Origin of the sequence: Microbacterium sp. NPDC060117, from assembly GCF_042729315.1 — a bacterium.
Lineage (GTDB): Bacteria > Actinomycetota > Actinomycetes > Actinomycetales > Microbacteriaceae > Microbacterium.
On the sequence record NZ_JBHWXR010000003.1, the window covers coordinates 414,230 to 437,565 of the forward strand.

The following is a 23,336-nucleotide window of genomic DNA, read 5'->3' on the forward strand; positions in this document are numbered from 1 at the left end:
TCGGCTTCGCCTACAGGCTACGGGTCGACGGACGGCTGTTTCAGTCGAGCAGCGCGTAGATGGCCTCGGGGGCGTCGGCGGGCGACGTCGCGAGGTCCTCGAACTCGTTCATCGTGTCGAGGTCGGCGCCCATGGCGATGTTGGTGACGCGCTCGAGGATGACCTCGACGACCACCGGCACCTGGAACTCGTCACGCAGGCGCTGCGCCTCGGCGAAGCCCGCGGCGAGGTCCTCGGGACGCTCGACGCGCAGCGCCTTGGCGCCCAGGCCCTCGGCGACCTTGACGTGGTCCACGCCGTAGCCGGTGGCGATCGAGGACGAGTCCTGCGGCGTGTTCACGTTGTCGAACGCCAGCGACACCTCGTAGTCCATCTCGAAGCCGCGCTGCGACTGGCGGATCAGGCCCAGGTAGCTGTTGTTGACCACGACGTGGATGTAAGGCAGCTTGTGCTGCGCGCCCACGGCGAGCTCCTCGATCATGAACTGGAAGTCGTAGTCGCCCGAGAGCGCGACGACCTGCTCGCCCGGCTTGCCGCGCACGACGCCGAGAGCGGCGGGGCCGGTCCAGCCCAGGGGGCCGGCCTGACCGGCGTTGATCCACTTGTGCGGGCCGTAGACGTGCAGCAGCTGCGCGCCCGCGATCTGCGAGAGGCCGATCGTGGTGACGAAGGTGGTGTCGCGGTCGAACGCGGTCAGCATCTCCTGGTACACGCGGTGCGGCTTCATCGGCACGTTGTCGAAGTTGGTCTTGCGCTGCAGGCGCGCCTTGCGGTCGCGGCACTCCTCGGCCCAGCCGTTGTAGTCGGGCAGTTCGGCGACGCGCTCGCGAGCGGCCTCGAGCAGGACGTCGATGAACGCGCCCGCGTCGGAGACCACGCCGTAGTCGGGCGCGAAGACGCGGCCGATCTGGGTGGGCTCGATGTCGACGTGCACGAAGGTGCGGCCCTTGCGGTAGGTGTCCAGGCCGCCGGTGTGGCGGTTCGCCCAGCGGTTGCCGATGCCCAGCACGAAGTCGCTCTCCAGGAAGCTCGCGTTGCCGTAGCGCTGCGAGGTCTGGATGCCGACCAGGCCCGCGGCGAGCGGGTGGTCGTCCGGGAGCACGCCCCAGCCCATCAGGGTCGGGAACACGGGCACGCCCAGGGTCTCGGCGAGCTCAACGAGCTTCTCCGAGGCGCCGGAGTTCACGATGCCGCCACCGGCGATGATCGCGGGGTGCTTCGCTGCGACGAGCATGTCGAGCACCTTCTCGGCCTGCGCACGGGTGGCGACGGGCTTGGCCACGGGCAGCGGCTCGTAGGTGTCGATGTCGAACTCGATCTCGGTCATCTGCACGTCGAAGGGCAGGTCGATGAGCACCGGTCCGGGACGGCCGGAGCGCATGATCTGGAACGCGGACTGGAAGACGCCGGGAACCTGCGCGCCCTCGAGGACGGTCTTGGCGAACTTCGTGACCGGCTTCGCGATCGACGCGATGTCGACGGCCTGGAAGTCCTCCTTGTCGAGCTTCGCCACCGGAGCCTGGCCGGTGATGCAGAGCATCGGGATGGAGTCGGCGATCGCCGCGTACAGGCCCGTGATCATGTCGGTGCCGGCGGGGCCGGAGGTGCCCAGGCAGACGCCGATGCGGCCGTCGCCGGTGCGGCTGTAGCCGTCGGCCATGTGGCTGGCGCCCTCGACGTGGCGGGCCAGGGTGTGCCGGATGCCGCCGTTGGCGCGGATCGCGGAGTAGAGGGGGTTGATGGCGGCGCCGGGGAGGCCGAATGCCTCGTCCGCGCCTTCCTTGATCAGGATCTGGACGATCGCATCGACTGCACGCATGCGGGTCATGGGAGTGCTCCTTGGGAGAAAGTTCGTGTGTGGGAGTCGGCGCGTCAGTCGCGGCCGGAGAGCTCGGTGGTGAGCTTGAACAGGCCCGAGTGGTCCAGGCCGCCGTCGCCGCGGGCGACGAGCGCGTTCACGAGCTGTGCGACAGCGGCGCCGAGCGGGACGGTGACCCCGACCGAGCGCGCAGCCGACGTGACGATGCCCAGATCCTTGTTGTGGAGGGCGAGGCGGAAGCCGGGCGCGAAGTCGCGGTTCAGCATCTTCTGGCCCTTCTGGTCGAGGACCTTGGATCCGGCGAGTCCTCCGCCGAGAACCTTCAGCGCTGCATCGGTGTCGACGCCGAACGCCTCGAGGAACGTGACCGCCTCGGCGAGCGCCTGGATGTTCACGGCGACGATGAGCTGGTTGGCAGCCTTCACGGTCTGGCCGGCGCCGGCGGGGCCGACGTGCACGATGGTCTTGCCGATCGCGTTCAGGACCGGCTCGGCCTTGGCGAAGTCATCCGGGGATCCGCCGACCATGATCGAGAGGACGGCGTCGATCGCGCCCTGCTCACCGCCGGAGACCGGGGCGTCGACGACGCCGAGGCCTGCGGCGACGGCCTCCTCGGCGAGCTCCTTGGCCACGTCGGGACGGATGGACGAGTTGTCGATCCAGAGCGCGCCGGCCTTGGCGTTCGCGAAGACCCCGTCCGGGCCCTGCACCACACCGGCCACGTCCGGGGAGTCCGGGACCATCGTGATGACGACGTCGGCGTCCTTCACCGCGTCGGCGATGCCGGTGGCGCCCGAGCCGCCGGCGGCGACGAGCTTATCGATCGCCTCCTGGCTGCGGTTGTAGCCGACGACGTCGTAGCCAGCGGTGACGAGGTTGGTGGCCATGGGCAGGCCCATGATGCCGAGGCCGATGAATGCGATGCGGGTCATGTCTTCGCTCCTTCGCGGGAAGTCTGGTGGGGTCAGGCCTGTGCGGCCGCGGGGGTGATCCAGGCGAACGGATCCGCCTGAGTGGCCTTGTACTCGAGACCGATGACGCCGGCGTAGCCGCCGTCCTGGGCGTCGGCGATCCACTGCGCGAGCGGCAGCTCGCCGGTGCCGGGCTCGCCGCGGCCGGGGGCGTCGGCGATCTGGATGTGGCCGAACTCGGCAGCGTGACCGGCGATCAGGGCTGCGACGTCGTCGCCGTTGACGGCGAGGTGGTAGAAGTCGGCGAGCAGGCGGACGTTGTCCACGCCCTCCTCGTCCTTCACGCGCGCGATGATCGCGAGCGCATCCGCAGCGGTCTTCAGCGGGTAGGTCTCCATGCCCGAGACCGGCTCGAGCAGGACGATGCCGCCGAGCTCGGCGACCGCGCGGCCCGCGGCGGCGAGGTTCTTCACGGCGAGGTCGTCCTGCGCCTTCGCGTCGACGCCCTCGATGCGGTTGCCGTAGAGGGCGTTGAACGCCTTCGTCCCGAGGCGGCGCCCGATCGCGACGACGACGTCGATGTTGGCGGCGAACTCGTCCTCACGGCCGACCCACGACACCAGGCCGCGGTCGCCGCCCGGCATGTCGCCGGCGAAGAAGTTCAGTCCGGTCAGCTGCACCCCGGCGTCCTGAATCGCGGCGACGAACGCGTCGACCTCCTCCTGCGCGGGCACGGCGACGGCGAACGGCCACCAGTACTCCACGGCGTCGAAGCCGGCGGCCTTCGCGGCGGCCGGGCGCTCCAGGATCGGCAGCTCGGTCAGAAGGATCGAGGCGTTGACGGTGTAGCTCATGAGATCGTCCTTGATGTCTGTCTCGGTTATCGGGCTAATTCCGAATTGCGGAAATAAAATCTTGATTGATGAAAGTTTAGGCCGCGGCGGTGCGGATGTCAACGGCTCGGATCCGGGATCCTCTCGGGTCCCCCTGCTCTCGCCCTCCTCTGCGCGCACCCAGCGAGCGGTGAGCTCCGGGCGGTGCCGTCGTGCGGTGACCTTCCCTGGTCCCGTGTCGCCCCTTGACCTCGCGGGAAGGGGCCACACGCGACCAGCGAGCAGCACCAAACGCCGAACATGACGAGCCCCTGGGGAGCTCGCGCACGCCGATACGACGAACGCCGCCCCTGGGGAGCGGCGTTCGCAGGGCCCTTCGACCGGCTCGGGACGGACGTCAGGTCAGGCGGATCTGACGGTTCATGTCCTTGTAGAGCAGGTAGCGGAAGTCCTCGGGACCGCCGGCGTAGCAGGCCTGCGGGCAGAATGCGCGCAGCAGCATGTAGTCGCCGGCCTCGCACTCCACCCAATCGTCGTTGAGGCGGTAGACGGCCTTGCCCTGCAGCACGAACAGACCGTGCTCCATGATGTGCGTCTCGGCGAACGGAATGGATCCGCCCGGCTTGAAGGTGACGATGTTCACCTGCATGTCGTGCGCCATGTCGCTCGCGTCGGAGAAGCGGGTGGTGGCCCAGACGTCATCGGTGTCGGGCATCGAGACCGGCTCGATGTCCTTGTCGCTCGTGACGAACGACGCGGGGGCGTCGATGCCGTCGAGGTACTCGTAGGCCTTGCGGATCCAGTGGAAGCTGGTGCGCTCGGATCCCTCGTTGCGCAGCGACCATTCCGCACCCGGCGCGAGGAACGCGTAGCCGCCCTCCTCGAGCACGTGCGTGGCGCCGTCGAGCGTCAGCGTGAGCTCACCGGCGGTGACGAAGACGACACCCTCGACCCCGGCCTCGGGCTCGGGCTTCGCGGCCCCGCCTCCCGGCGCGATCTCGACGATGAGCTGCGAGAAGGTCTGCGCCGAGCTCGGGGTCGGACGCGCCAGGATCCACGCGCGGGTGTCCGTGAACCCGGGCAGGCTGCTGGTCACGATATCGCGCAGCACGCCCTTCGGGATGAAGGTGTACGCGAGCTTGACGACGGCGCGGTCGGTGAGCAGATCGGTCTGCGGGGGCAGGCCACCGGCGGGGGTGTAGTAGGACATCAGGCCTCCTTCGTGGCGAGAGTCGTGGCGAGTTTCGGGTGTGCGAGGCGGACCAGCTCCGCAGGCTCGGATCCGGTCGCGGAGCGGACCTCGTCCGCCGTGAGCGCACCGCACTCCAGGCCGCGCACGACGAACCGCGCCAGAGCACGGGCCGTCGCCGGCTCGTCCATGATCGTGGCGTCGCTGCCGTGCAGGTAGTTGTCCAGCCGCTTGGCGGCCGCGGCGAACCCCTCGCGGTAGAACGCGTAGGTCGCGAGGTACCGGGTGGGCAGCTGCGCGGCGTGCAGGTCCCAGCCCTGGTAGTAGCCGCGCTCGAGCGAGCGCCGCACCAGGCGGGCGTGCAGCTTCCACGCCGCGATGACGTGGTCATGATCGCCGACGGGGATCACGTTGGTGGATCCGTCGGAGATCCGCACGCCGGTCTCGGCGACGGCCACCTGCATGACCTGCTTGGCGAAGTCGGCGGCCGGGTGCTCCATGGACTGGTACGCCGCGGCGATCTGCAGAGAGGCGCTGTAGTCGTAGGTGCCGTAGTGCAGGGCGCTCACCCGGCCGTCGGCGCGGTGCAGGAGCGTCGCGACGGGGACGGATCCGTCCGCCGCGACGATGAGTTGCGGCGTCTCCATCTGCACCTCGAAGCGAAGCCGACCCGCGGGCAGCCCGAGGCGCTCCTCGAACAGCTCGCACAGCGAGACCATGGCCTCGACCTGCTCGACGGTGGCGACCTTGGGCAGCGTCAGCACGAGGCCGTCGGGCAGCGGGCCGTTCGCGACCAGCGTCGACAGGAACAGGTCGAGCGTGCGGATCCCGCGCCGGCGCGTGGGCGCCTCGAAGCACTTGAACCTGATGCCGATGAACGGGGGCGCGACGCCGGCGGCGACGGCCTGGGCGACCCGCTCGGCGGCGAGGATCGCGTCCGCGTCCTCCTCGTCGTCACCTCGGGCGCCGTAGCCGTCCTCGAAGTCGAGGCGCAGGTCCTCGATCGGCTCGGCGACGAGCTTCTCGTCCACGAGGGGCGCGAGCTCGGCCGCGAGCGCGCCGAGGCCGACGGCCTGGGCCAGTGCCACCGTGCCGCCGAAGTCGGCGACGGCCTGCGCGGCCGCCTGGCCGAACTGCGCCGGCAGGTCGAGCCGGAACCGGTCGGCGGGCACGTACAGCGTGTGCACGGGCTGACGGGATCCGTCGTCACCGGGGTACTCGGTGGTGAGCAACGTGTCGGTGCCGGAGAGGCGGGCGTCGATGTCAGCGAGGTCGGCCTCGCCCAGGGTGCCTGCGGACAAAGGGCTCACTCCTTCGACGACTCGACGACGCGCACGATCGCCTCGGCGACGGCGCCCGCCACGAGCGGGTCGAACACGCTGGGGATGATGAAGCTCGCGTTGAGCTCGTCATCGCCGACGCGGTCCGCGATCGCCTGCGCGGCTGCGACCAGCATAGGCGGCGTGATGTCCGACACGCCCGCGTCGAGGAGGCCCCGGAAGAAGCCGGGGAACGCCAGCACGTTGTTGATCTGGTTCGGGAAGTCGCTGCGCCCGGTGGCGACGACCGCCGCGTGCTTGGACGCGAGGATCGGGTCGACCTCGGGGGTGGGGTTCGCCATCGCGAACACGATCGCGTCGTCGGCCATGCCGGCGATGTCGTTCTCGTCGAGCACGTTCGGGGCGCTCACGCCGATGAACACGTCCGCGCCGACGAGCACCTCCTTGAGGGTGCCCTTGACCCCGCGGGGGTTGGTCGTGGCGGCGAGCTCGATGCGGTGCGCGTCGGTGTACTCCTCGTCGCGGTTGATCGCGCCGTTGCGGCCGCAGGCCACGATGTCGACGGCCCCCTCGGCGAGCAGCAGCTGCACGATCGCGTTGCCGGCGGCGCCGACGCCAGAGACGACGATCCGCACCTCGCCGATCGTCTTGTCGACGACCTTGAGCGCGTTCTGCAGGGCGGCGAGCGTGACGATCGCGGTGCCGTGCTGGTCGTCGTGGAAGACGGGGATGTCGAGCTCGTCGCGCAGACGGGCCTCGATCTCGAAGCAGCGCGGAGCCGCGATGTCCTCGAGGTTCACGCCGCCGTAGACCGGGGCGATCGCCTTGACGATCTTGATGATCTCCTCGGTGTCCTTGGTGTCGAGGCAGACGGGCCAGGCGTCGACGTTCGCGAACTGCTTGAACAGCGCGGCCTTGCCCTCCATGACGGGCAGTGCCGCTTCGGGGCCGATGTCGCCCAGTCCCAGCACGGCCGTGCCGTCGGTGACGACCGCGATCGTGTTGCGCTTGACGGTGAGCTGGCGGGCCTTGCTCTTGTCCTCGGCGATGGCCATGCAGACGCGGGCGACGCCGGGCGTGTACGCACGGGACAGGTCATCGCGGTTGCGCAGCGGCACCCGAGGCACGACCTCGAGCTTGCCGCCGAGGTGCATCAGGAACGTGCGGTCGCTGACCAGGCGGACCGTGACGCCCTCGAGGGCGTCGATCGCGTCGCGCACCTGGTCGGCGTGCTCCTCACCGGTGGTGTTGCAGGTCAGGTCGACGACGATGGTCGCCGGGTGCGACTCGACGACGTCGAGCGCGGTCACGACGGCGCCGGCGGCAGCGGCGGCCGCGGCGAGCTCGCTCGTGACGGTGAAGTTGGACGGCGCGTCGATGCGCAGCGTGATCGAATTTCCGGGACCCGGGTTCGCCATGATTCCTCCTCATCGAGGCGTCCCGGGCGGAGGCCTCGGGCGCTGTTGCGGTGATGAACTCTTTACAAGTTTCGTATTGTGGACACTATTATCTCTATCGTGGAAGTTTCGCGCAAGATGAGATTCGAATCCTCTCGGATTTCCGGCTCGGGACTCTCGCATGATGGAATTACCCAAGGACGGGAGCTGACATGGCGGAGAATCCGAGCATCACGGGCGTGAAGGACACGGAGCCGAAGACCGGCAGGGCTGCGGGATCGGGCGTGCAGTCCGTCGAGCGCGTGTTCGAGCTGCTCGAGCTCGTGACCGACGCCGGCGGCGATGTCACGCTGAGCGAGCTGTCCGCGTCGACGGATCTCCCGCTGCCGACGATCCACCGCCTGCTGCGCACTCTGGTCTCGCTCGGCTACGCGCGCCAGCTGCCGAACCGCCGCTACGCGCTCGGGCCGCGCCTGATCCGCATCGGCGAGGGAGCATCCCGCCAGTTCGGCGCGCTCGCCCGCCCGCAGCTGAAGACCCTCGTGGACGCACTCGGCGAGAGCGCCAACATGGCCGTGCTCGACGGCGACATGGTCGTGTACGTCGCCCAGGTACCCTCGCAGCACTCCATGCGCATGTTCACCGAGGTCGGCCGCCGTGCCAACGTGCACGACACCGGCGTCGGCAAGGCGATCCTCGCCCAGCTCGACGACGACGTCGTGCGCGGCATCGTCGGGCGCACCGGCATGACGACCCCCACCTCGTACAGCATCGGCACCGTGGACGCGCTGCTGGCGGAGCTGGATCTGATCCGCGAGCGCGGGTACTCGATCGACGAGCAGGAGCAGGAGATCGGCGTGCGCTGCTACGCGATGGCCGTGCCCGGCGCCCCCACCCCGACCGCGGTCTCGGTCTCCGGTCCGATCGCGCGCGTGACCGAGGAGTTCGCACAGCGCGCCGTGCCGCTGCTGCGCGAGGCCGCCTCCGCCATCGCCGCTGACCTGGAGGCCTGAGCCGGGGCGCGCGAGCGCCCAGGTGAGGCATCCCCGGCCAGGGAACACAGCGCAAGGGTCCCGCGACCAGCGAGAGGGCGGTGACGCTCGCTGGTCGCTTATCGCCCCTTGCGGCAGCGGGAAGGGGCGATAAGCGACCAGCGAGCACGGGGAGAGGGCGCCTCGCGACCAGGGAACCGGGCGAGCGGGTGCCGCGTTTCGTCTCGCTCCGGCTGGTGCCGGCGCTCGCTCAACGGCCCCGGGGAGGCTCCGGCTGCGCCGGGGCTCGCTCAACGACCACGGGGAAACTCCGGCTACGCCGGTGCTCGCTCAACGACCCCCGGGAGACTCCGGCCGCGCCGGTGCTCGCTCGACGACCCCCGGGAGGCTCCGGGTGCGCCGGGGCTCGCTCGACGACGCAAGGAGGCGCCGGATCTCGTCCGGCGCCTCCTCCAGCGTCACTCCGCGTCGGTGCCGCTCGTTCCGGCGTTCACGTCGAGCAGACGGTACCTCTCGGCCGCCTGCGCAGGGACCGATGCGTCGATCTCGCCCCGCTTCGCGAGCAGCTGCAGCGTCCGCACGACGACCGAGGGGCCGTCGATCTTGAAGTACCGGCGGGCGGCGGCGCGGGTGTCCGAGAAGCCGAAGCCATCGGCGCCCAGGGTCGCCCAGTCATTCGGGACGAACTGGCGGATCTGGTCCGGCAGGTCCTTCGCGTAGTCGCTGACCGCCACGATCGGGCCGTGCGCGTCCGCGAGCTGCTGCCGCACGAACGGCTCCCGTGCGCCGCGCCCGAGGAACTCGTCCTCCTCGGCGGCGACCGCGTCGCGGCGCAGCTCGGTCCAGCTGGTCACCGACCAGACGTCGGCGTCCACGCCCCAGTCGTCGCGGAGGAGCTGCTGCGCCTCCTGCGCCCAGGTCACGCCGATGCCCGACGCGAGCAGGTGCGCCTTGGGCGCCTCGACCGGGGCGATCCGGTGGATGCCGCCCAGGATCCCCGCCACATCGACGTTCTCGGGCTCGGCCGGCTGCACGATCGGCTCGTTGTAGACCATGAGGTTGTAGATGTAGTTGCGGTCGGTCGAGTCCGCGCCGTACATGCGCTCGATGCCGGCGCGCATGATGTGGCCGATCTCGTAGCCGAACGCGGGGTCATACGTGATCACCGCGGCGTTCGTCGCCGCGAGAAGCGGCGAGTGCCCGTCGGCGTGCTGCAGCCCCTCGCCGGTGAGCGTGGTGCGCCCGGCGGTCGCCGAGATCAGGAAGCCGCGCGTCATCTGGTCGGCTGCCGCCCAGAGGGAGTCGCCGGTGCGCTGGAACCCGAACATCGAGTAGAACACGTACACCGGCACGAGCGGCACGCCGTGCGTAGCGTACGCGGTGCCCGCCGCAGTGAAGGCCGCGATGGATCCGGCCTCGTTGATGCCGACGTGCACGATCTGACCCGCCGTCGACTCCTTGTACGAGAGCACGATGTCACGGTCGACGGCCAGGTAGTTCTGCCCGTTCGGGTTGTAGATCTTCGCGGTCGGGAAGAACGCGTCCATGCCGAAGGTGCGCGCCTCGTCGGGGATGATCGGGACGATGCGCTTGCCGAACTCGGGGTCGCGCATGAGGTCCTTCAGCACCCGAACGAACGCCATGGTGGTCGCGGCCTGCTGCTTGCCGGATCCGCGAGCCGCCACCTCGTACGCCTTGGGGTCGGGCAGGGCGATCTCGCCGGAGGCGTTCGGGCGGCGCTCGGGCAGGTACCCGCCGAGCGCCGCGCGACGCTCCTGCATGTAGCGGATCTCGGGGGCGTCGGCGCCGGGGTGGTAGTACGGCGGCTCGTAGGGGTTCGCATCGAGCTGCTCGTCGCTGATCGGCACGCGCAGGTGGTCGCGGAAGTCCTTGAGGTCCTGCAGCGTCATCTTCTTCATCTGGTGCGTGGCGTTGCGCGCCTCGAACCGCGGGCCGAGGCCGTAGCCCTTCACCGTCTTGACGAGGATCACGGTGGGCTTGCCGTTGTGCTCCATCGACTGCTGATAGGCCGCGAACACCTTGCGGTAGTCGTGACCGCCGCGCTTGAGGCCCCAGATCTCGTCGTCGCTGAGGTGCTCGGCGAGCTTGAGCGCGCGCGGGTCGCGTCCGAAGAAGTTCTCCCGGATGAACGCACCCGACTCGCCCTTGTACGTCTGGTAGTCGCCGTCCACGGTCATGTTCATGACGTTCAGCAGCGCACCCTCGGTGTCGGCGTCGAGAAGGGCATCCCACTCCCGACCCCAGACGACCTTGATGACGTTCCAGCCCGCACCGCGGAAGAAGCCCTCGAGCTCCTGGATGATCTTGCCGTTGCCGCGCACCGGGCCGTCCAGGCGCTGCAGGTTGCAGTTCACGACGAAGGTGAGGTTGTCGAGCTTGTCGTTGGCGGCGAGCTGCAGCAGCCCGCGGCTCTCCGGCTCGTCCATCTCGCCGTCGCCGAGGAACGCCCATACGTGCTGGTCGCTGGTGTCCTTGAGCCCGCGGTTGTGCAGGTAGCGGTTGGACTGCGCCTGGTAGATCGCGTTCATCGGGCCGATGCCCATCGACACGGTCGGGAACTCCCAGAACTCCGGCATGAGCCGGGGATGCGGGTAGGAGCTCAGGGCATGCCCCTCGCGGGACTTCTCCTGACGGAAGCCGTCGAGGTCCTCTTCGCTGAGGCGGCCCTCCATGAAGGCGCGGGCGTACATGCCGGGCGAGGCGTGGCCCTGGAAGTAGATCTGGTCGCCGCCGCCGGGGTGGTCCTTGCCGCGGAAGAAGTGGTTGAAGCCGACCTCGTACAGGGTCGCGGCACCTGCGTAGGTGGAGATGTGGCCGCCGACGCCGATGCCGGGGCGCTGTGCGCGGTGCACCAAGATCGCGGCGTTCCAGCGCATCCAGGCGCGGTAGCGGCGCTCGAGCTCCTCATCGCCGGGGTAGGCGGGCTCATCGGCGACCGAGATCGTGTTGACGTAGTCCGTGGTCGCGTTCGGCTCGTCGACCACACCGGCGCGGGCGGCCAGCGTGCGCACGATGTGCTCGCCACGCTCGGCGCCGCGCTGGGCGACGAGCGCATCCAGCGACTCGAGCCACTCGGCGGTCTCTTCGGGGTCGTGATCCAGGGTCTCGGATCCGAGGGCGGCGGAGCTGCTCTGTTCGTGCATCTTCGGCCTTTCTGTGGGATGTATCGGGAGGCTGCCGGTCGGGCAGCGGGGCTGATCTGCTAGATGTAGGTGGCTGCGGGTTGCGCAGCGGGTCTGAGGTTCGAGGAGTGACGATGAGCGGACGCATCGCCGTGGTGACGGGTGCAGGATCGGGGATCGGGCGCGCCGTGGCGCGAACGATGCTGGAGGCCGGCTACCGCGTGGCGCTGGCAGGGCGGCGCGAGGCTGCGCTGGCGGAGACGGCGGCCGGGCATCCGGACGCGCTGGTGCTCCCGACAGACGTGACGGTCGAGGCCGAGGTGGACGCGCTCTTCGACCGCGTGGTGCGGGAGTGGGGCCGCGTCGACGTGCTGTTCAACAACGCCGGCGCGTTCGGCCCGGCGGTCTCGGCAGCCGACATCGCTCTGGACGACTGGGAGCGGACGCTCGCCGTGAACGTCACCGGCGCTCTGCTGTGCGCACGGGGCGCGATGCGCGTGATGCGTGCGCAGAGCCCGCAGGGCGGCCGGATCATCAACAACGGATCCATCTCCGCGCAGGCGCCCCGCCCACTCTCGGTCGCCTATGCGGTGAGCAAGCATGCGCTCACGGGTCTGACCCGGTCGATCGACCTGGACGGACGACCGCACCGCATCTCCTGCGGCCAGATCGACATCGGCAACACCCGCACCGAGATCATGGACGAGCTCGGCGTCGGCTCCGGGGCGCTGCAGGCCGACGGCAGCCGCAGGGTCGAGCCCACGTTCGACGTGGACGCCGCAGCGCGCACCGTGCTGCTCATGGCGGATCTGCCCGCGGAGGCCAACATCGGCGCACTCACGATCACCGCGAGCGGGATGCCCTTCGGCGGACGCGGCTGAGGGATCGCGGGGGTTCGCGATCATCGGCGGACCTCCTCGTCCCTCCCGTCGCCTTCCGGGGCCCGGGCTTCGTGCTCGATTCCGGATCCAACAATCTCGAATCATGGAATAGTTCTTTCAGGATGCGTAACTAGTTTCCTCCCGCGAGGGGGTCTTTGTCAAGGTTCCGGAGGGCGTGAGACCGCCCGGAGACGACGAATGCGGGGCCCGGCGAACCGGGCCCCGCATGTCGTATCGGCGTTGCGGCAGCGCTCAGCAGAAGCCGGCGATGCCGTCCCACGACCAGTGGTCGGTGTCGGCGCCGTCGCGCAGGAACGACGCCTCGATGAGCCCGTAGGGACGGTCGGCGGCGAAGAACACCTCGTTCGGGTTCTCCAGGCCGAACGGCGACAGGTCCACGACGAAGTGGTGCTTGTTCGGGGTGGAGAAGCGGATCTCGTCGATCTCGGGGTGCGCCTCGAGCACGGCCTCGGCCATCTCCTTCAGCGTGTGCTGCAGGGCGTACGAGTAGTTGCGCGAGAAGCCGGCGAGGAGGAGGCGGCGGACGTCCGCGTAGACCTCGTTGAAGTCGAGGTCGTTGCGGTTGTAGCGCCACTTGGCCGTCACCGAGGTGGCGAGGATGCGGTCCTCGGTCTCCGGGAGGGTCGTGTACGGGTCCTTCGGGTAGCCGACGAAGCCGCTCGCGGTGGACTTGAGGACCGTGAGGTCCTGCAGGCCGGCGATGATCGTGGTGTCGTCGCCGTCGATCTGCACGACCGCGGTGCGGGTCTCGGTGCCGCCGCGCACGAACGAGTGGTCGTGCTCGCCGTTGTCGCCCTCGATGCGCAGCCAGGTGTACTGCTCGGCCGCCCAGCGCCCGCCGGTCACCCAGTCGAAGCCGCCGGTGAAGTGCTTGCCCAGGCGGAGCAGGAACTCCTCGGGGCTGCCGATGCCGTCCTTGGCGAAGGCGTAGACCGTGTTCTTCTGCGTGTCGGTGGCGACGACGTGCTCGTTGTTGCCGTCGAAGTGCGCCGAGGCGAAGTCGCCGCGCAGCTGCGAGGTGACGTTCAGGTCCTCGATCTCGTGGCGGTCGGTGTCGCGGGTGATGCGGACGACGCGGTTCTCGGCCTTGCCGTACTGGTTCTTGCCCAGGATGATGCTGGTCATGTCGGATTCCTCTTAGCTTCCTCGGTAGGTGGAATAGGCGAACGGACTGAGCAGCAGCGGCACGTGATAGTGCGCCTGCTCGGCGTCGACCTGGAAGGTCAGCACCACCTCCGGGAAGAAGGTGTCCGTCTTGATGCCGGCGAAGTAGGCCGCGGTGTCGAACCGGAGGCGGTAGGCACCGCTCTCCAGCCGCTCCGGGCCGAGCGCTTTCACCCGCCCGTCAGCATCGGTGAGGCCCGTACCGATCCCCGACCACCCGTCGCCGACTCGGGCCTCGAGTACGACGGCGACGCCGGGCGCGGGGCGCCCGAGTGTGGTGTCCAGGATGTGGGTGGTCACGTGGGAGACGCTCATGCGCTCGCTCCTTCAGTCTCGATGGCCGCCGCAAGGCGCAGCGCCGCGATCTCGCGCAGCTGCTGATCCACGACGGCGAGCTCCTGCTCGTCGGTGTTGCCGAGCCGCTCCTGCAGCAGGGCCAGGATGTCCTCGGCGCTGCGGCCGGCCGCGCGGATGAGGAAAACGCGGTCGAACCGCTCCTCGTAGGCGCGGTTGCCCTCGGCGAGCGCCGCGGCCGTGACCTCGTCGACGCTCGGCTGCTCGCGACGCGAGTGCGCGGCTTCGGCGCTGGTGCCGTCGACCTTGGCGCCGATGCGCGGGTGGTGCGCGAGCGCCCCGTCCAGCTCGGCTTCGGCGAGCGGCGCTGCGACCTCGAGGGCGGCGGCGGAGAGCGCGTCGACCGAGGCGTACGGGCGGCCGTCGACGATCGCGTCGATCCAGCGGACGATGTCCAGTGCGGGCTTCACGGCGGCGATGGCGTCGGCGCGGCCGGTGGAGTTGAACTCCTCGAGCAACATCTTCGATCCTCAGGCCATGCTGGCATCCGGCGTGTAAGGGCTATACGGTCGGATCCTATCGACAGGATCTGATCTCATCCAGTGGATGACTTTCCGTATGCCGGAACTGTTGTTTCAGCATGTGTAACTATTGTGCGGACCGGATCCGAGGAAGTCAAGCAGATCCGCGAAAGTTCCCCGATCGGGCCCCAGACCGGCGTCACGATCGGCACACCCTGTCACGATCAGCACACGTGTTGACGTGGATCCGTGTGCCGATCGTCGCACCGTGTGCCGATCGTCGCACCGTGTGCCGATCGTCGCACGGAGGACGCGAAGAGCGCACCCCCAGTGATCTCCGGAGATGCGCTCTGCACGACGTGATCCGGGCGACGGGCTCGCGTCAGACGCCGAGCTCGGCGCGCAGGCGCGCCACGTGGCCCGAGGCGTCGACGCCGTATTCGGCGCGCTGCACGACGCCGTCGCCGTCCAGCACGAACGTGGAGCGGATGACGCCGTCGAAGGTGCGATCGCCCACGGTCTTCTCCCCCCACACGCCCCACGCCTGCGCCACGGCGGCGTCGGTGTCGGCGAGCAGCGGGAAGGTCAGGCCCTCGGCGTCGGAGAAGGCGCGGATGTCGGCGACCTCGTCGGGCGAGACGCCGATCACGGAGTAGCCGGCGGCGTCGAGCGACGACAGGCTGTCGCGGAAGTCGCAGGCCTCGGTGGTGCAGCCGGGGGTCGCGGCCTTGGGGTAGAAGTACACGACGACATTGCGTCCGCGGTAGTCCTCGAGCGAGACGCGAGCGCCGTCGGCGTCGTCGAGGGCGAAGGCGGGCGCGGTGTCGCCGGCGGCGAGGCGAGTGGTCATGATGTCTCCGTTCGGATGGGGGTCAGCGGGTGGGCAGCACGCCGAAGGCCTCGGCGAGCTGCATGATCTTGCGGGCGCGGCCGAGGCGGGGCAGGTCACTGCCGTCGCGGACGATGCGGCCACGCGCGTCGAAGTCCTCGAGGAACTCGTAGGCCCACTCCACGTCGGTGCGGGTGGGGCTGATGACCTCGTTCACGACGGGGGTCTGGTCGGCCTGCAGGCAGAGCTTGCCGGTCATGCCCATCGACACCGTGATGGCCGACTGCTCGCGCAGGATCGGGTGGCTGGATCCGACGGTCGGGCCGTCGATCGGGCCGGGAAGCCCGCCCGCGCGGCTGGAGATCACCAGGCGCGCCCGCGGGTAGGCCATGGCCTCGCGGTCGGCCGACATGCCGGTGTCGCGGCGGAAGTCGCCGCTGCCGAAGGCGAGCCGGAAGACGCCCTTCGCCCGGGCGATCTCGGTGGCGTTCTCGATGCCGACGGCCGACTCCACGAGCGCGACCACGGGCACCTTCGCGCCCAGGCGATTGAACGTGTCCATGACCTGGCCGCCGTACTCGGTCTTGGCGAGCATGACGCCCTGCAGCCCCGGAGCGTCGCGCAACCCGTCCAGATCCGGGGACCAGTGCTCGCTCGTCGCGTCGTTGATGCGCACCCAGGCGCGGTGGGGGTTGCCGTTCTCGTCGGCGCCGTGCAACCAGCGCACGACGTCGTCGCGCGCGGAGTCCTTGTGGCTGGCGTCGACGGCGTCCTCCACGTCGAGCACCACGGCGTCGGCATGCGAACGCGCCGCGTCGTCGAACGTCTCCGGCCTCGTCGCCGCGACCAGGAGCCACGAGCGCGCCAGCTCCGGCGCGATCTCGCGCGGGCCAGGGGTGGGCAGCGGAGCGTTCATTTCATTCCATTCTGTGAAACTTGACTTTTACAATACGAAAACTGTACTCCTGGTCGCACGCAGGCGCCAGCCTGGAGCGGACGTGGGTCTCAGCCGCGCAGTGCGACCACGGCGTCCCAGAGCGCCGCAGCCACGGCACGCTTCGACCCCGCGGCCGTCGCGATCACAGCTCCGTCCGGACCGATGACCTCCACGGCGTTGTCGTGCTTCTCGAAGCCGTGCTCGGCGTCGGCCAGGTTCACGGCGAGCAGATCGGCGCCCTTGCGCTCCCGCTTGCGGCGGGCGCGTTCGCGCCGGGCGGCAGGATCCGTGGCGGTCTCCGCGGCGAAGCCGACGATGACCTGCCCCTCCGGCGCCCTGCCCTCGCGGCGAGCCGCGCCGAGGGCCGCCAGCACGTCCTCGTTCTCGACGAGGTCGATGCGCTCGAAGATCCCGTCCTCCTTGGTGAGCTTGTGCGCGGCGGCCTGCGCGGGCCGGTAATCGGCGACCGCCGCCGCCATGACCACGGCATCCGCACGGGCGGCGGCGTCCTTCATCGCGGTCGCGAGCTCCGCGGCCGTCGCGACACGACGGATCCGGATCCGCGGATGTCCCGCCTCGGCGAGGACGTCGCCCGTGAGGTTCGCCGCGACGAGCTCGACCTCGGCGCCGCGGGTCGCCGCCTCGACGGCGAGGGCCACGCCCTGCCGCCCGCTGGAGCGGTTGCCGAGGTAGCGCACGGGGTCGATCGGCTCGCGGGTGCCCCCCGCGGAGACCGCGACGGCGAGGCCGGCGAGGTCCTGCGGGGCGAGCAGGCGCAGCGCGGCCTCGGCGATCGCCTCGGGCTCGCTCATCCGGCCCGGTCCGCTGTCGCCGCCGGCGAGCTCGCCGTCGTCCGGCCCGATCAGGTGCACTCCGCGCCCGGCGAGCGTGCGGATGTTCGCCTGCGTCGCGGGGTGCGCCCACATCTCGGCGTGCATCGCGGGGGCGATGAGCACGGGCGCGGTCGTCGCCAGCAGTGTGGTTCCGAGCAGGTTGTCGGCGATGCCCGCCGCCATGCGAGCGATCGTGTTCGCCGTGGCGGGGGCGACCACCACCAGATCGGCGCCCTGGCCGAGTGCGACGTGGCGCACCTTCGCCACGTCATCGTGCACGCTCGTGGTGACCGGGTTGCGGCTGATCGCCTCCCACGTCGGCGCCCCCACGAAGCGCAGCGCATCCTCGGTGGGGACGACGGTGACCGCGTGCCCGGCCTTCACCAGGAGCCGCACGAGCTGCACCGCCTTGTACGCCGCGATGCCGCCGGAGACCCCCACCACGATGTCCATCCCTCGATTCTGCCATCGGCATCCCGTGGCCCGCCGTTATGCAGGGATCCCCCGTCGTTCCGCAGGGAAATCGCGTCAGATGCGCCCGTTTCGGGCCCCGGACGGCTCCTTCTCGCGCCTTCGCCCTGCACGACGGCGCGAGCGACCTGCACAACGCCGCGAACACGGCCTCCCCCTCCGGTGCCCTGCCTAGACTGATCCCGTGTGCACGGTCGTGATCGAGGTCGACGGGACGGGGGCGCGGCTGCTGGCCGTGCGAGACGAGGATCCGCTGCGCGAATGGGATGCACTGGGCGAGTGGTGGCCGGATCGCCCGGGTGTCGCCGGAATCCGCGACCGCCGCGCCGGCGGGGCCTGGCTCGCCGTCGATCCGGCGTCGCACCGGCTGGCCGTGCTGCTGAACCGCGCCGACGTGCTCGACCTGCCCGACGAGCTCGCCGTCTCCCGCGGCACTCTCGCACTGGCGTCCGTGGCCGGCGTCTCACCGACCGGCTCGGAGCGCATGCACGGCTTCAATCTTCTCGAGGTCTCCCCCGATGGCGCCCGCGTGCTGTCCTGGGACGGCACCGTGCTGCGCGAGACCCCGGTGCCGGCCGGGGTGCACATGATCGCGCACTCGGACCTCGACGACGCCGACACCGCACGCATCGCGCGCTGGCTGCCCGAGTTCCGCGCGCATCCGACGCAGGATGGGGACTGGCCGCAGTCCTGGATCCGGCTGCTCGCGACGACCGCGGAACTGGATCCGGCCGACGACCGCGCGATCATCCGCGACAACCGCCCGCACGGGTACCCGACGCAGTCGCTGCTCTACTGCACGGCCTCGGTCGGCGCGGAGGGCATCGACGTGCGCTACCACAGGCTCCCCTCACCCGCGCACTGGGGCTGAGCACGCCCGGCGCAACCCCCGGCGAACCCGGCCGGAGGGTCGCCCCGTCCGTTCGCGTCGCCGCCGTGCAGGAGCGGTACGTTCTCAGCATGACGGATCCGCAGCAGCCCTTCTCCGCGCCTCAGCCGCCGGTCGCGAACCTGCATCCCGGGGCCGCGCCCGCCGGCATGCCTCACCAACCTCCGGCCCCCGGATTCGTGCCGCCCGTCGGGGACGTGAGACCCGCGCCGGCTCAGCCGCTCGCGCCGACATACCCGGGATACGGATACCCGGCGAACGGCGACCCGGGCGCAGCCGCTCCGCAGAATCCGGCGAAGGGCGCCGGGATCGCGACCACCGCGGTCGTCCTGGCCTCGGCAGCCTTCGCCCTGGAGGTGCTCCGCTACATCGGACTCTCGGTGGCGTACGCCGTGTCCAGCGATGCGACCCTGCCGCAGCCGGTGTCGATGGCGATCGACGTCGCCCTCTTCCTGCTGTACGCGGGCGCCGTCGTGCTCGCCCTGATCGGGCTTCCGCGCCGCCCGGGGCGCCTCCGCTCGGGGATCGCCCTGGGCCTCGGCATTTCCGGCGCGGTGTATCTGGTGCTGCAGTTCGTGTTCACTTTCATCCCCTGACGCCGATGGTGACCTCCTCTCCCCGGCTTCCCGTGGTTCCCGGCCGGGTGATCCGGCAGCCGTCGGCGTCGAACGATGACCTCGCGCGCTCAGTCGAACTGCTGCGCGAAGTCGCGACCGGAGCGGGCCCTCAGCGGTTGCTCCGCCTCTACACACCGGTGCCGACGCTCGCACTGACCCGGCGGGAGAGCCTGATGCCCGGCTACGAGGTCGCCGTGGCGGCGGCGGAACGACTCGCGTTCACGCCCGCGATCCGCCCGACTGGCGGCCGCGCCGTCGCGTACGACGAGACGTGCCTCGTCTTCGACCTCGTCGAGCGCGAGGAGGCGCATGCCGACCCGACCGCGTTCTTCGCGCAGGCGGGCAGGACGATCGTCGACGCGCTACGCGGGCTCGGCGTCGATGCCCGACTGGGCGAGGTGCCCGGCGAGTACTGCCCCGGCGAGTACAGCATCAACGCCCGCGGCGCCGTGAAGCTCGTCGGCACATCGCAGCGCGGCGTGCGTGGCGCACGCCTGCTTAGCGGGATGCTCGCGTTCGGTCCCGTCGACCGTTTCGTCGCCGTGCTCACGGAGGCCAATGCCGCACTGGGGCTCGACTGGGATCCGCGGACCTTCGGATCGATGCTCACCGAGGCTCCTGCCGCCTCGCGCAAGGACGTCGAGAACGCGCTGGCGGGAGCGCTGGTCGCCTGACCGACATGGTGACGCCGCCGGCGCCCCACCGCTGGAGCGGTCTAGGCGGGGTCGGCCGCCAGTCCTCAAGACTTCTTCGGCTGTTCGTCGTTGCCTGCAGGTGTCGCCCTATCGCCTAGCTCGTCGCCAGCGACGGCGTGGTCCGGTGTGACATTCCCCATTGCTGCTCCCAAGCGTCGGCTCCCCAACTGACGGGAACACAGTCGCGGAAATCAGCAGGCAGCCGCGTAGGCGCGCGCCCCCATAAGTGCCCGATGGGTGGGGAGAATTGCCGAGAAGTTGGAGATTGCGCCGGCGCCCCGGTCGATGCGATGCGAAGGAGGTCATTCCGCGCCCGCGGCGCGGTCCTCCCCGCCAAGCGGGTTCGCGCTACGCGGCACGCGCGTCAACAGGTGTTTCAGCAATTGCCGCCGGCAGCTTTGACCATTCTGCAGACGGTCACGATCTCCTGGAGCCTGCGACGCTCGACATCCGGTCGCCCGAGGCGGCTCGCGTAAATGGACGCCTCACGCCACATCTGTAGTGCCTCGTACGTCTTGCTCCGCAACTCGTCCAGGAGCCGCTGCTGTGACTTTCGGGAAGCCTGTAATGGGCAAACTCCGACGATCGACGCGTCCGGACAGCGGTCCTATTCGCCTGCAGGGATGGCGCATCGTCGCGTCACCAACGCGCGGCAACTGCCGAGGATGCGTCTCTCGGATGGTCACGGCCACGGTGTGGTGGTCCGCACGAAAGGGGTGTCGGTTTGGAACAGTATCGTCAAGCTATGGAATCCGAGGTTGAAGAACTCCCGTGGTTGGCGAAAGTGGGCGCGGTGCCTACCCTTCCCAGCCCGACCGACAGGTGGCGGGATCAGCTGCTTCATCTGATGAAGTGGCTAGACGAATCGGGTCCGCTCGCCAGAGAGACGACTTTCACGAACCCCGATTCCGATACGCAGTACACGCTTGAGCAGTACGCGAATCAGTTGGCGCCTTTCGACCTCGTGAACCGGACGGCCGAGCGTCAGGTTGTAATCGGAGCCGCTGGGCGTGAGTGGTTGAAAGACCCATCCCCTGATCGTCTGCTGCGCCAGATTCATGCGAGAGCGAAGTTCGTAGGCGAGCTCCTTTCCGCCATCAGCGACCGTCCTCGCGAAATGGTGGAGCTTCACGACCTCGCAAACGACGAGTACAAGCTCGACTGGCGAAGCCGAGACCAGGTAAGACGCCGGATGACATGGCTCATCTCGCTCGGGTTCGCTCAGCGGCTGTACAACAACTTCTACGCAATTACGGATACTGGCAGAGAGATCCTGCCCACTCTCTCCCTACACATGTTCGACTCCTCAGAAGAAGGCGATCAGTCCACCCAGCCACTTCCGGCATCTGGCCCGGCGATCGAGGCGCTCCTGATGACGCTTGCCGCGGACCCGTCCATCGACGCCGACCGCCGCCGGGGACTGGGGTACCTCCCGGCCAACCCTGAAAGCCCGGTGAACAAGTCAGTCGCGACGCTCATTGAGCTTGCGGCCGATCAGGTTTCAATCGAGGACTTCCTTTCCACCACCCGCGCGACTTTTGGCCTCAGCGAGAGTAGCGCCAAGTCCTCGCTCGGGACTTTGCGCGGCTGGGGCTTGTTCGAGCCGACTGGCCGATCCACGTTCTCCGCAAGCCCTATTGCTCGCGAGTGGCTCGAATCAAGGTCCTCCGTTGACTTAGTTCGGATACTTCATGCCAAGACGTTCCCCGTCGGTGAGCTGATCGATCTGGTGGACGAAGCAAATCGCGCCCCAGCGTTAGCTGCAGCGATCGATGCACGATATGGCGAAGGAAGCACATCTGCTCTTGCCGTAGCACGGATTCTGCCGTTCCTTCTCGAGGTCGGCGCCATCCGCGAGATCGGGTACGCACGCTTTGCCAGCACGGCCTTCGGGCGTGATCTGGCTGCCTCGCTCCCGCTTCGCCGCTCGCTCACAAACGACACCGGAGAGTTGGCTGCCCCTGGTGTCGCTGACGATACTGGGCCGACATCTGAGGAGATCGCCAGGGAGTTGGAGGTGGCCAGCACACGGTCCGAGCAGCCACAACGACTCGAACGAGCGGTGGCAGCCGCTCTCGGCTACTTGGGGGCCGTCTCCAAGGTCGTCGGCGGCCCAGGAAACACCGACGTGGTGGTCGAGATCGGTACGCAACCGAAGGATCGTATCGTCGCGATTATCGATGCCAAGTCGTCGGCTCACGGTGTCGTCAGCGAGAATGCCGTCAAGCTGGATGCGATCGAGGACCACAAGCGGAAGTACAGGGCATCTCTCGCGGCGATCGTGGGACCGAGCTTTGCGGGGCGCTTAACAAGCTGGGCGGCGGAAAAACAGATCGCCCTCATTTCAACCAATTTCCTTGCGTCGCTCGTACGAAGACACTCCACGACCCCGCTTGGACGCGACGACCTCAAGGCCCTTCTAGAAGGTAATGATGCCCATCAGGCCCTCGCGCAGTCTCTAGCGGTGCGGAGCGCGAAGGAGGGGCTGGTCGGCATCGTGCTGACCGTTCTGTTGCGCGAGGCCGCGGAGAACGATCCAAATGTCACCGCAGGCCTCGACCTCGACGGCATGTACCGCGCAATTCGTGATCAGTTTGCGATCAAGGCTGACAAGCAGGACCTTCAAACCGCCGCTGATCTACTCACGTCGCCCCTCATTGCGGGCGTATCGCTAAGAGAAAACCACTACCTGGCCGTTGAGCCTGCAACGACGATTGCGCTTCGCCTGTCGGCGCTCGCATCTTCGCTCGAAGGAGCTGACCAACTCGAGTGAATGCGCTAGGGTCGGCGCCATGCGCTGATGTTATTCGGAGGCTGAGATCAGCGCTCGGAAAAAGGCAAACGGTGGCCGTTCGTTGAACAATCGGGTCGACGCACCTACTCAAGAGCGGTGGTATCGGCCCGTCGCGCGAAGCCAGTCGTCGTATGTTGGTGCGCCGACGTTCACCGCATCGCGTTCTTTAGCCTCGCGCCACCGTTGCAGTGCTTCGATGGCCACGCCCGTGTAGTCGCGCGCGTACGCCGTCCAGCGCGGGTCGAACTCGGTGAGCTCAAGCTGCTCATCGATGTCCCCAAGGTCGAACACCGCGACAGCACCCCATGCTTCTCCGCATGCGTCACGAATGCTTCGCCGGAGGTGCAGCATCTGCCTTGGAAGAATGGGCTTCGCCGCATCGAGTGCGTCGTACGTGTTACCGAGCACGCGTTCCCATTCGCGGGCGGTCCATTCGGGGTCGCTTTCGTGCAGAGCGGTTCGGAGGGCGAGAGCTGACGCGATGGCGGCGTCCGCGAGCTCGTGGCGACGGGTTTGTCGCCAACCTGTCTCGGCGTTGTGCTGACCCACTCGTCCACTGAAGTATGCGCCCAGACCTGCAGCTACCACCGTTGCAACTGGCGCAATCAGCATCGAATAGTCGAACATGTGAGAAGTCTGGCGCACGCCGCCGACATGCTTGCAGCTGCCCCTTCGTGAGGTCATTCTTTCTTCGTGGGTCGCGTTGGTGACCGCGAGCGCATACCGATGGGTCCCGGTCTCGCCGCAATCGGCGTGGGCGGAGCGGGCGTCGTCGGGATCCTGTTCGCCCTCATGACGAACCTGATCAGCGCCGCGCTCTGACGCG

Annotated in this window: 21 protein-coding genes; 7 read left to right on the plus strand and 14 right to left on the minus strand. The window is 69.0% G+C overall.

Features of this window, described 5'->3' with window-relative positions:
* Positions 1–40 precede the first annotated feature (40 nt).
* From gcl to ACFWCK_RS13680, 6 genes are all read right to left on the minus strand, one after another.
* Complete coding sequence (gcl, locus tag ACFWCK_RS13655) at positions 41–1,828, minus strand: glyoxylate carboligase (protein WP_378806357.1); 1,788 nt, start codon at positions 1,826–1,828, stop codon at positions 41–43.
* 44 nt (positions 1,829–1,872) lie between these two features.
* On the minus strand, positions 1,873–2,751 hold the full coding sequence (locus ACFWCK_RS13660) for a 2-hydroxy-3-oxopropionate reductase (protein ID WP_378806358.1): 879 nt from the start codon (positions 2,749–2,751) through the stop codon (positions 1,873–1,875).
* 32 nt (positions 2,752–2,783) lie between these two features.
* Positions 2,784–3,584, minus strand: coding sequence for a hydroxypyruvate isomerase family protein (locus ACFWCK_RS13665; RefSeq protein ID WP_378806359.1), 801 nt, complete (start codon positions 3,582–3,584; stop codon positions 2,784–2,786).
* A gap of 376 nt (positions 3,585–3,960) precedes the next feature.
* The gene (locus tag ACFWCK_RS13670; RefSeq protein ID WP_378806758.1) at positions 3,961–4,776 is read right to left on the minus strand and encodes a bifunctional allantoicase/(S)-ureidoglycine aminohydrolase; all 816 of its coding nucleotides are present in this window, start codon (positions 4,774–4,776) and stop codon (positions 3,961–3,963) included.
* Entirely contained in the window at positions 4,773–6,053 is a 1,281-nt protein-coding gene (locus ACFWCK_RS13675) for a DUF6986 family protein (protein WP_378806360.1), read from the minus strand. The genes ACFWCK_RS13670 and ACFWCK_RS13675 overlap by 4 nt, the downstream gene beginning before the upstream one ends.
* A 5-nt stretch (positions 6,054–6,058) precedes the next feature.
* Positions 6,059–7,450 (minus strand): NAD-dependent malic enzyme, encoded by a 1,392-nt coding sequence (locus tag ACFWCK_RS13680; RefSeq protein WP_378806361.1) that lies wholly within the window; start codon positions 7,448–7,450, stop codon positions 6,059–6,061.
* Between the two features lie 191 nt (positions 7,451–7,641).
* On the opposite strand from ACFWCK_RS13680, the gene ACFWCK_RS13685 reads away from it, so the two are divergent.
* Positions 7,642–8,442, plus strand: a complete 801-nt coding sequence (locus tag ACFWCK_RS13685) for an IclR family transcriptional regulator (RefSeq protein WP_378806362.1) — start codon at positions 7,642–7,644, stop codon at positions 8,440–8,442.
* A 437-nt stretch (positions 8,443–8,879) separates the two neighbouring features.
* Here the strand turns inward: ACFWCK_RS13685 and aceE are convergent, their stop codons facing one another.
* Positions 8,880–11,585, minus strand: coding sequence for a pyruvate dehydrogenase (acetyl-transferring), homodimeric type (aceE, locus tag ACFWCK_RS13690; protein ID WP_378806363.1), 2,706 nt, complete (start codon positions 11,583–11,585; stop codon positions 8,880–8,882).
* A gap of 113 nt (positions 11,586–11,698) precedes the next feature.
* On the opposite strand from aceE, the gene ACFWCK_RS13695 reads away from it, so the two are divergent.
* The gene (locus ACFWCK_RS13695) at positions 11,699–12,445 is read left to right on the plus strand and encodes an SDR family oxidoreductase (RefSeq protein ID WP_378806364.1); all 747 of its coding nucleotides are present in this window, start codon (positions 11,699–11,701) and stop codon (positions 12,443–12,445) included.
* Between the two features lie 252 nt (positions 12,446–12,697).
* Here the strand turns inward: ACFWCK_RS13695 and pucL are convergent, their stop codons facing one another.
* The 6 genes from pucL to coaBC all read right to left on the minus strand — a co-directional run bounded on the left by pucL (position 12,698) and on the right by coaBC (position 17,497).
* Complete coding sequence (gene pucL / locus ACFWCK_RS13700; protein ID WP_233311815.1) at positions 12,698–13,591, minus strand: factor-independent urate hydroxylase; 894 nt, start codon at positions 13,589–13,591, stop codon at positions 12,698–12,700.
* A gap of 12 nt (positions 13,592–13,603) precedes the next feature.
* Entirely contained in the window at positions 13,604–13,945 is a 342-nt protein-coding gene (gene uraH / locus ACFWCK_RS13705) for a hydroxyisourate hydrolase (protein WP_378806365.1), read from the minus strand.
* Positions 13,942–14,445, minus strand: a complete 504-nt coding sequence (uraD, locus tag ACFWCK_RS13710; protein WP_233311817.1) for a 2-oxo-4-hydroxy-4-carboxy-5-ureidoimidazoline decarboxylase — start codon at positions 14,443–14,445, stop codon at positions 13,942–13,944. Before uraD ends, uraH begins: the two co-directional genes overlap by 4 nt.
* Before the next feature lie 382 nt (positions 14,446–14,827).
* Positions 14,828–15,295, minus strand: coding sequence for a thioredoxin-dependent thiol peroxidase (gene bcp, locus ACFWCK_RS13715; RefSeq protein WP_378806366.1), 468 nt, complete (start codon positions 15,293–15,295; stop codon positions 14,828–14,830).
* Between the two features lie 22 nt (positions 15,296–15,317).
* Positions 15,318–16,190, minus strand: a complete 873-nt coding sequence (locus ACFWCK_RS13720) for an HpcH/HpaI aldolase/citrate lyase family protein (protein ID WP_378806367.1) — start codon at positions 16,188–16,190, stop codon at positions 15,318–15,320.
* An 89-nt stretch (positions 16,191–16,279) separates the two neighbouring features.
* Positions 16,280–17,497 carry a bifunctional phosphopantothenoylcysteine decarboxylase/phosphopantothenate--cysteine ligase CoaBC gene (gene coaBC, locus ACFWCK_RS13725; RefSeq protein WP_378806368.1) on the minus strand — a complete coding sequence of 406 codons (1,218 nt, stop codon included), beginning with the start codon at positions 17,495–17,497 and terminating at the stop codon, positions 16,280–16,282.
* 202 nt (positions 17,498–17,699) lie between these two features.
* Between coaBC and ACFWCK_RS13730 the strand changes: the two genes are divergently transcribed.
* The 4 genes from ACFWCK_RS13730 (at position 17,700) to ACFWCK_RS13745 (ending at position 22,489) form a co-directional block, all read left to right on the plus strand.
* A complete protein-coding gene (locus tag ACFWCK_RS13730) occupies positions 17,700–18,386 on the plus strand; it encodes a hypothetical protein (protein ID WP_378806369.1) in 687 nt (228 codons plus the stop codon).
* 89 nt (positions 18,387–18,475) lie between these two features.
* Positions 18,476–19,000 (plus strand): hypothetical protein, encoded by a 525-nt coding sequence (locus tag ACFWCK_RS13735; protein WP_378806370.1) that lies wholly within the window; start codon positions 18,476–18,478, stop codon positions 18,998–19,000.
* 5 nt (positions 19,001–19,005) lie between these two features.
* Complete coding sequence (locus tag ACFWCK_RS13740; RefSeq protein WP_378806371.1) at positions 19,006–19,695, plus strand: biotin/lipoate A/B protein ligase family protein; 690 nt, start codon at positions 19,006–19,008, stop codon at positions 19,693–19,695.
* A gap of 766 nt (positions 19,696–20,461) precedes the next feature.
* Entirely contained in the window at positions 20,462–22,489 is a 2,028-nt protein-coding gene (locus ACFWCK_RS13745; RefSeq protein ID WP_378806372.1) for a hypothetical protein, read from the plus strand.
* A gap of 108 nt (positions 22,490–22,597) precedes the next feature.
* On the opposite strand, the gene ACFWCK_RS13750 is transcribed toward ACFWCK_RS13745, so the two are convergent.
* Positions 22,598–23,137, minus strand: coding sequence for a hypothetical protein (locus ACFWCK_RS13750; protein WP_378806373.1), 540 nt, complete (start codon positions 23,135–23,137; stop codon positions 22,598–22,600).
* 66 nt (positions 23,138–23,203) lie between these two features.
* Between ACFWCK_RS13750 and ACFWCK_RS13755 the strand changes: the two genes are divergently transcribed.
* Positions 23,204–23,332 carry a hypothetical protein gene (locus tag ACFWCK_RS13755; protein ID WP_378806374.1) on the plus strand — a complete coding sequence of 43 codons (129 nt, stop codon included), beginning with the start codon at positions 23,204–23,206 and terminating at the stop codon, positions 23,330–23,332.
* Positions 23,333–23,336: the final 4 nt, after the last annotated feature.

Excerpts from the sequence above, each read along its gene's own strand:
- gcl (WP_378806357.1), bottom strand. The coding sequence starts at position 1,828 with ATGACCCGCATGCGTGCAGTCGATGCGATCGTCCAGATCCTGATCAAG.
- ACFWCK_RS13660 (WP_378806358.1), bottom strand. The coding sequence starts at position 2,751 with ATGACCCGCATCGCATTCATCGGCCTCGGCATCATGGGCCTGCCCATG.
- ACFWCK_RS13665 (WP_378806359.1), bottom strand. The coding sequence starts at position 3,584 with ATGAGCTACACCGTCAACGCCTCGATCCTTCTGACCGAGCTGCCGATC.
- ACFWCK_RS13680 (WP_378806361.1), bottom strand. The coding sequence starts at position 7,450 with ATGGCGAACCCGGGTCCCGGAAATTCGATCACGCTGCGCATCGACGCG.
- ACFWCK_RS13685 (WP_378806362.1), top strand. The coding sequence starts at position 7,642 with ATGGCGGAGAATCCGAGCATCACGGGCGTGAAGGACACGGAGCCGAAG.
- aceE (WP_378806363.1), bottom strand. The coding sequence starts at position 11,585 with ATGCACGAACAGAGCAGCTCCGCCGCCCTCGGATCCGAGACCCTGGAT.
- ACFWCK_RS13695 (WP_378806364.1), top strand. The coding sequence starts at position 11,699 with ATGAGCGGACGCATCGCCGTGGTGACGGGTGCAGGATCGGGGATCGGG.
- pucL (WP_233311815.1), bottom strand. The coding sequence starts at position 13,591 with ATGACCAGCATCATCCTGGGCAAGAACCAGTACGGCAAGGCCGAGAAC.
- uraH (WP_378806365.1), bottom strand. The coding sequence starts at position 13,945 with ATGAGCGTCTCCCACGTGACCACCCACATCCTGGACACCACACTCGGG.
- uraD (WP_233311817.1), bottom strand. The coding sequence starts at position 14,445 with ATGTTGCTCGAGGAGTTCAACTCCACCGGCCGCGCCGACGCCATCGCC.
- bcp (WP_378806366.1), bottom strand. The coding sequence starts at position 15,295 with ATGACCACTCGCCTCGCCGCCGGCGACACCGCGCCCGCCTTCGCCCTC.
- ACFWCK_RS13720 (WP_378806367.1), bottom strand. The coding sequence starts at position 16,190 with ATGAACGCTCCGCTGCCCACCCCTGGCCCGCGCGAGATCGCGCCGGAG.
- coaBC (WP_378806368.1), bottom strand. The coding sequence starts at position 17,497 with ATGGACATCGTGGTGGGGGTCTCCGGCGGCATCGCGGCGTACAAGGCG.
- ACFWCK_RS13735 (WP_378806370.1), top strand. The coding sequence starts at position 18,476 with ATGACGGATCCGCAGCAGCCCTTCTCCGCGCCTCAGCCGCCGGTCGCG.
- ACFWCK_RS13740 (WP_378806371.1), top strand. The coding sequence starts at position 19,006 with ATGGTGACCTCCTCTCCCCGGCTTCCCGTGGTTCCCGGCCGGGTGATC.
- ACFWCK_RS13745 (WP_378806372.1), top strand. The coding sequence starts at position 20,462 with ATGGAATCCGAGGTTGAAGAACTCCCGTGGTTGGCGAAAGTGGGCGCG.
- ACFWCK_RS13750 (WP_378806373.1), bottom strand. The coding sequence starts at position 23,137 with ATGTTCGACTATTCGATGCTGATTGCGCCAGTTGCAACGGTGGTAGCT.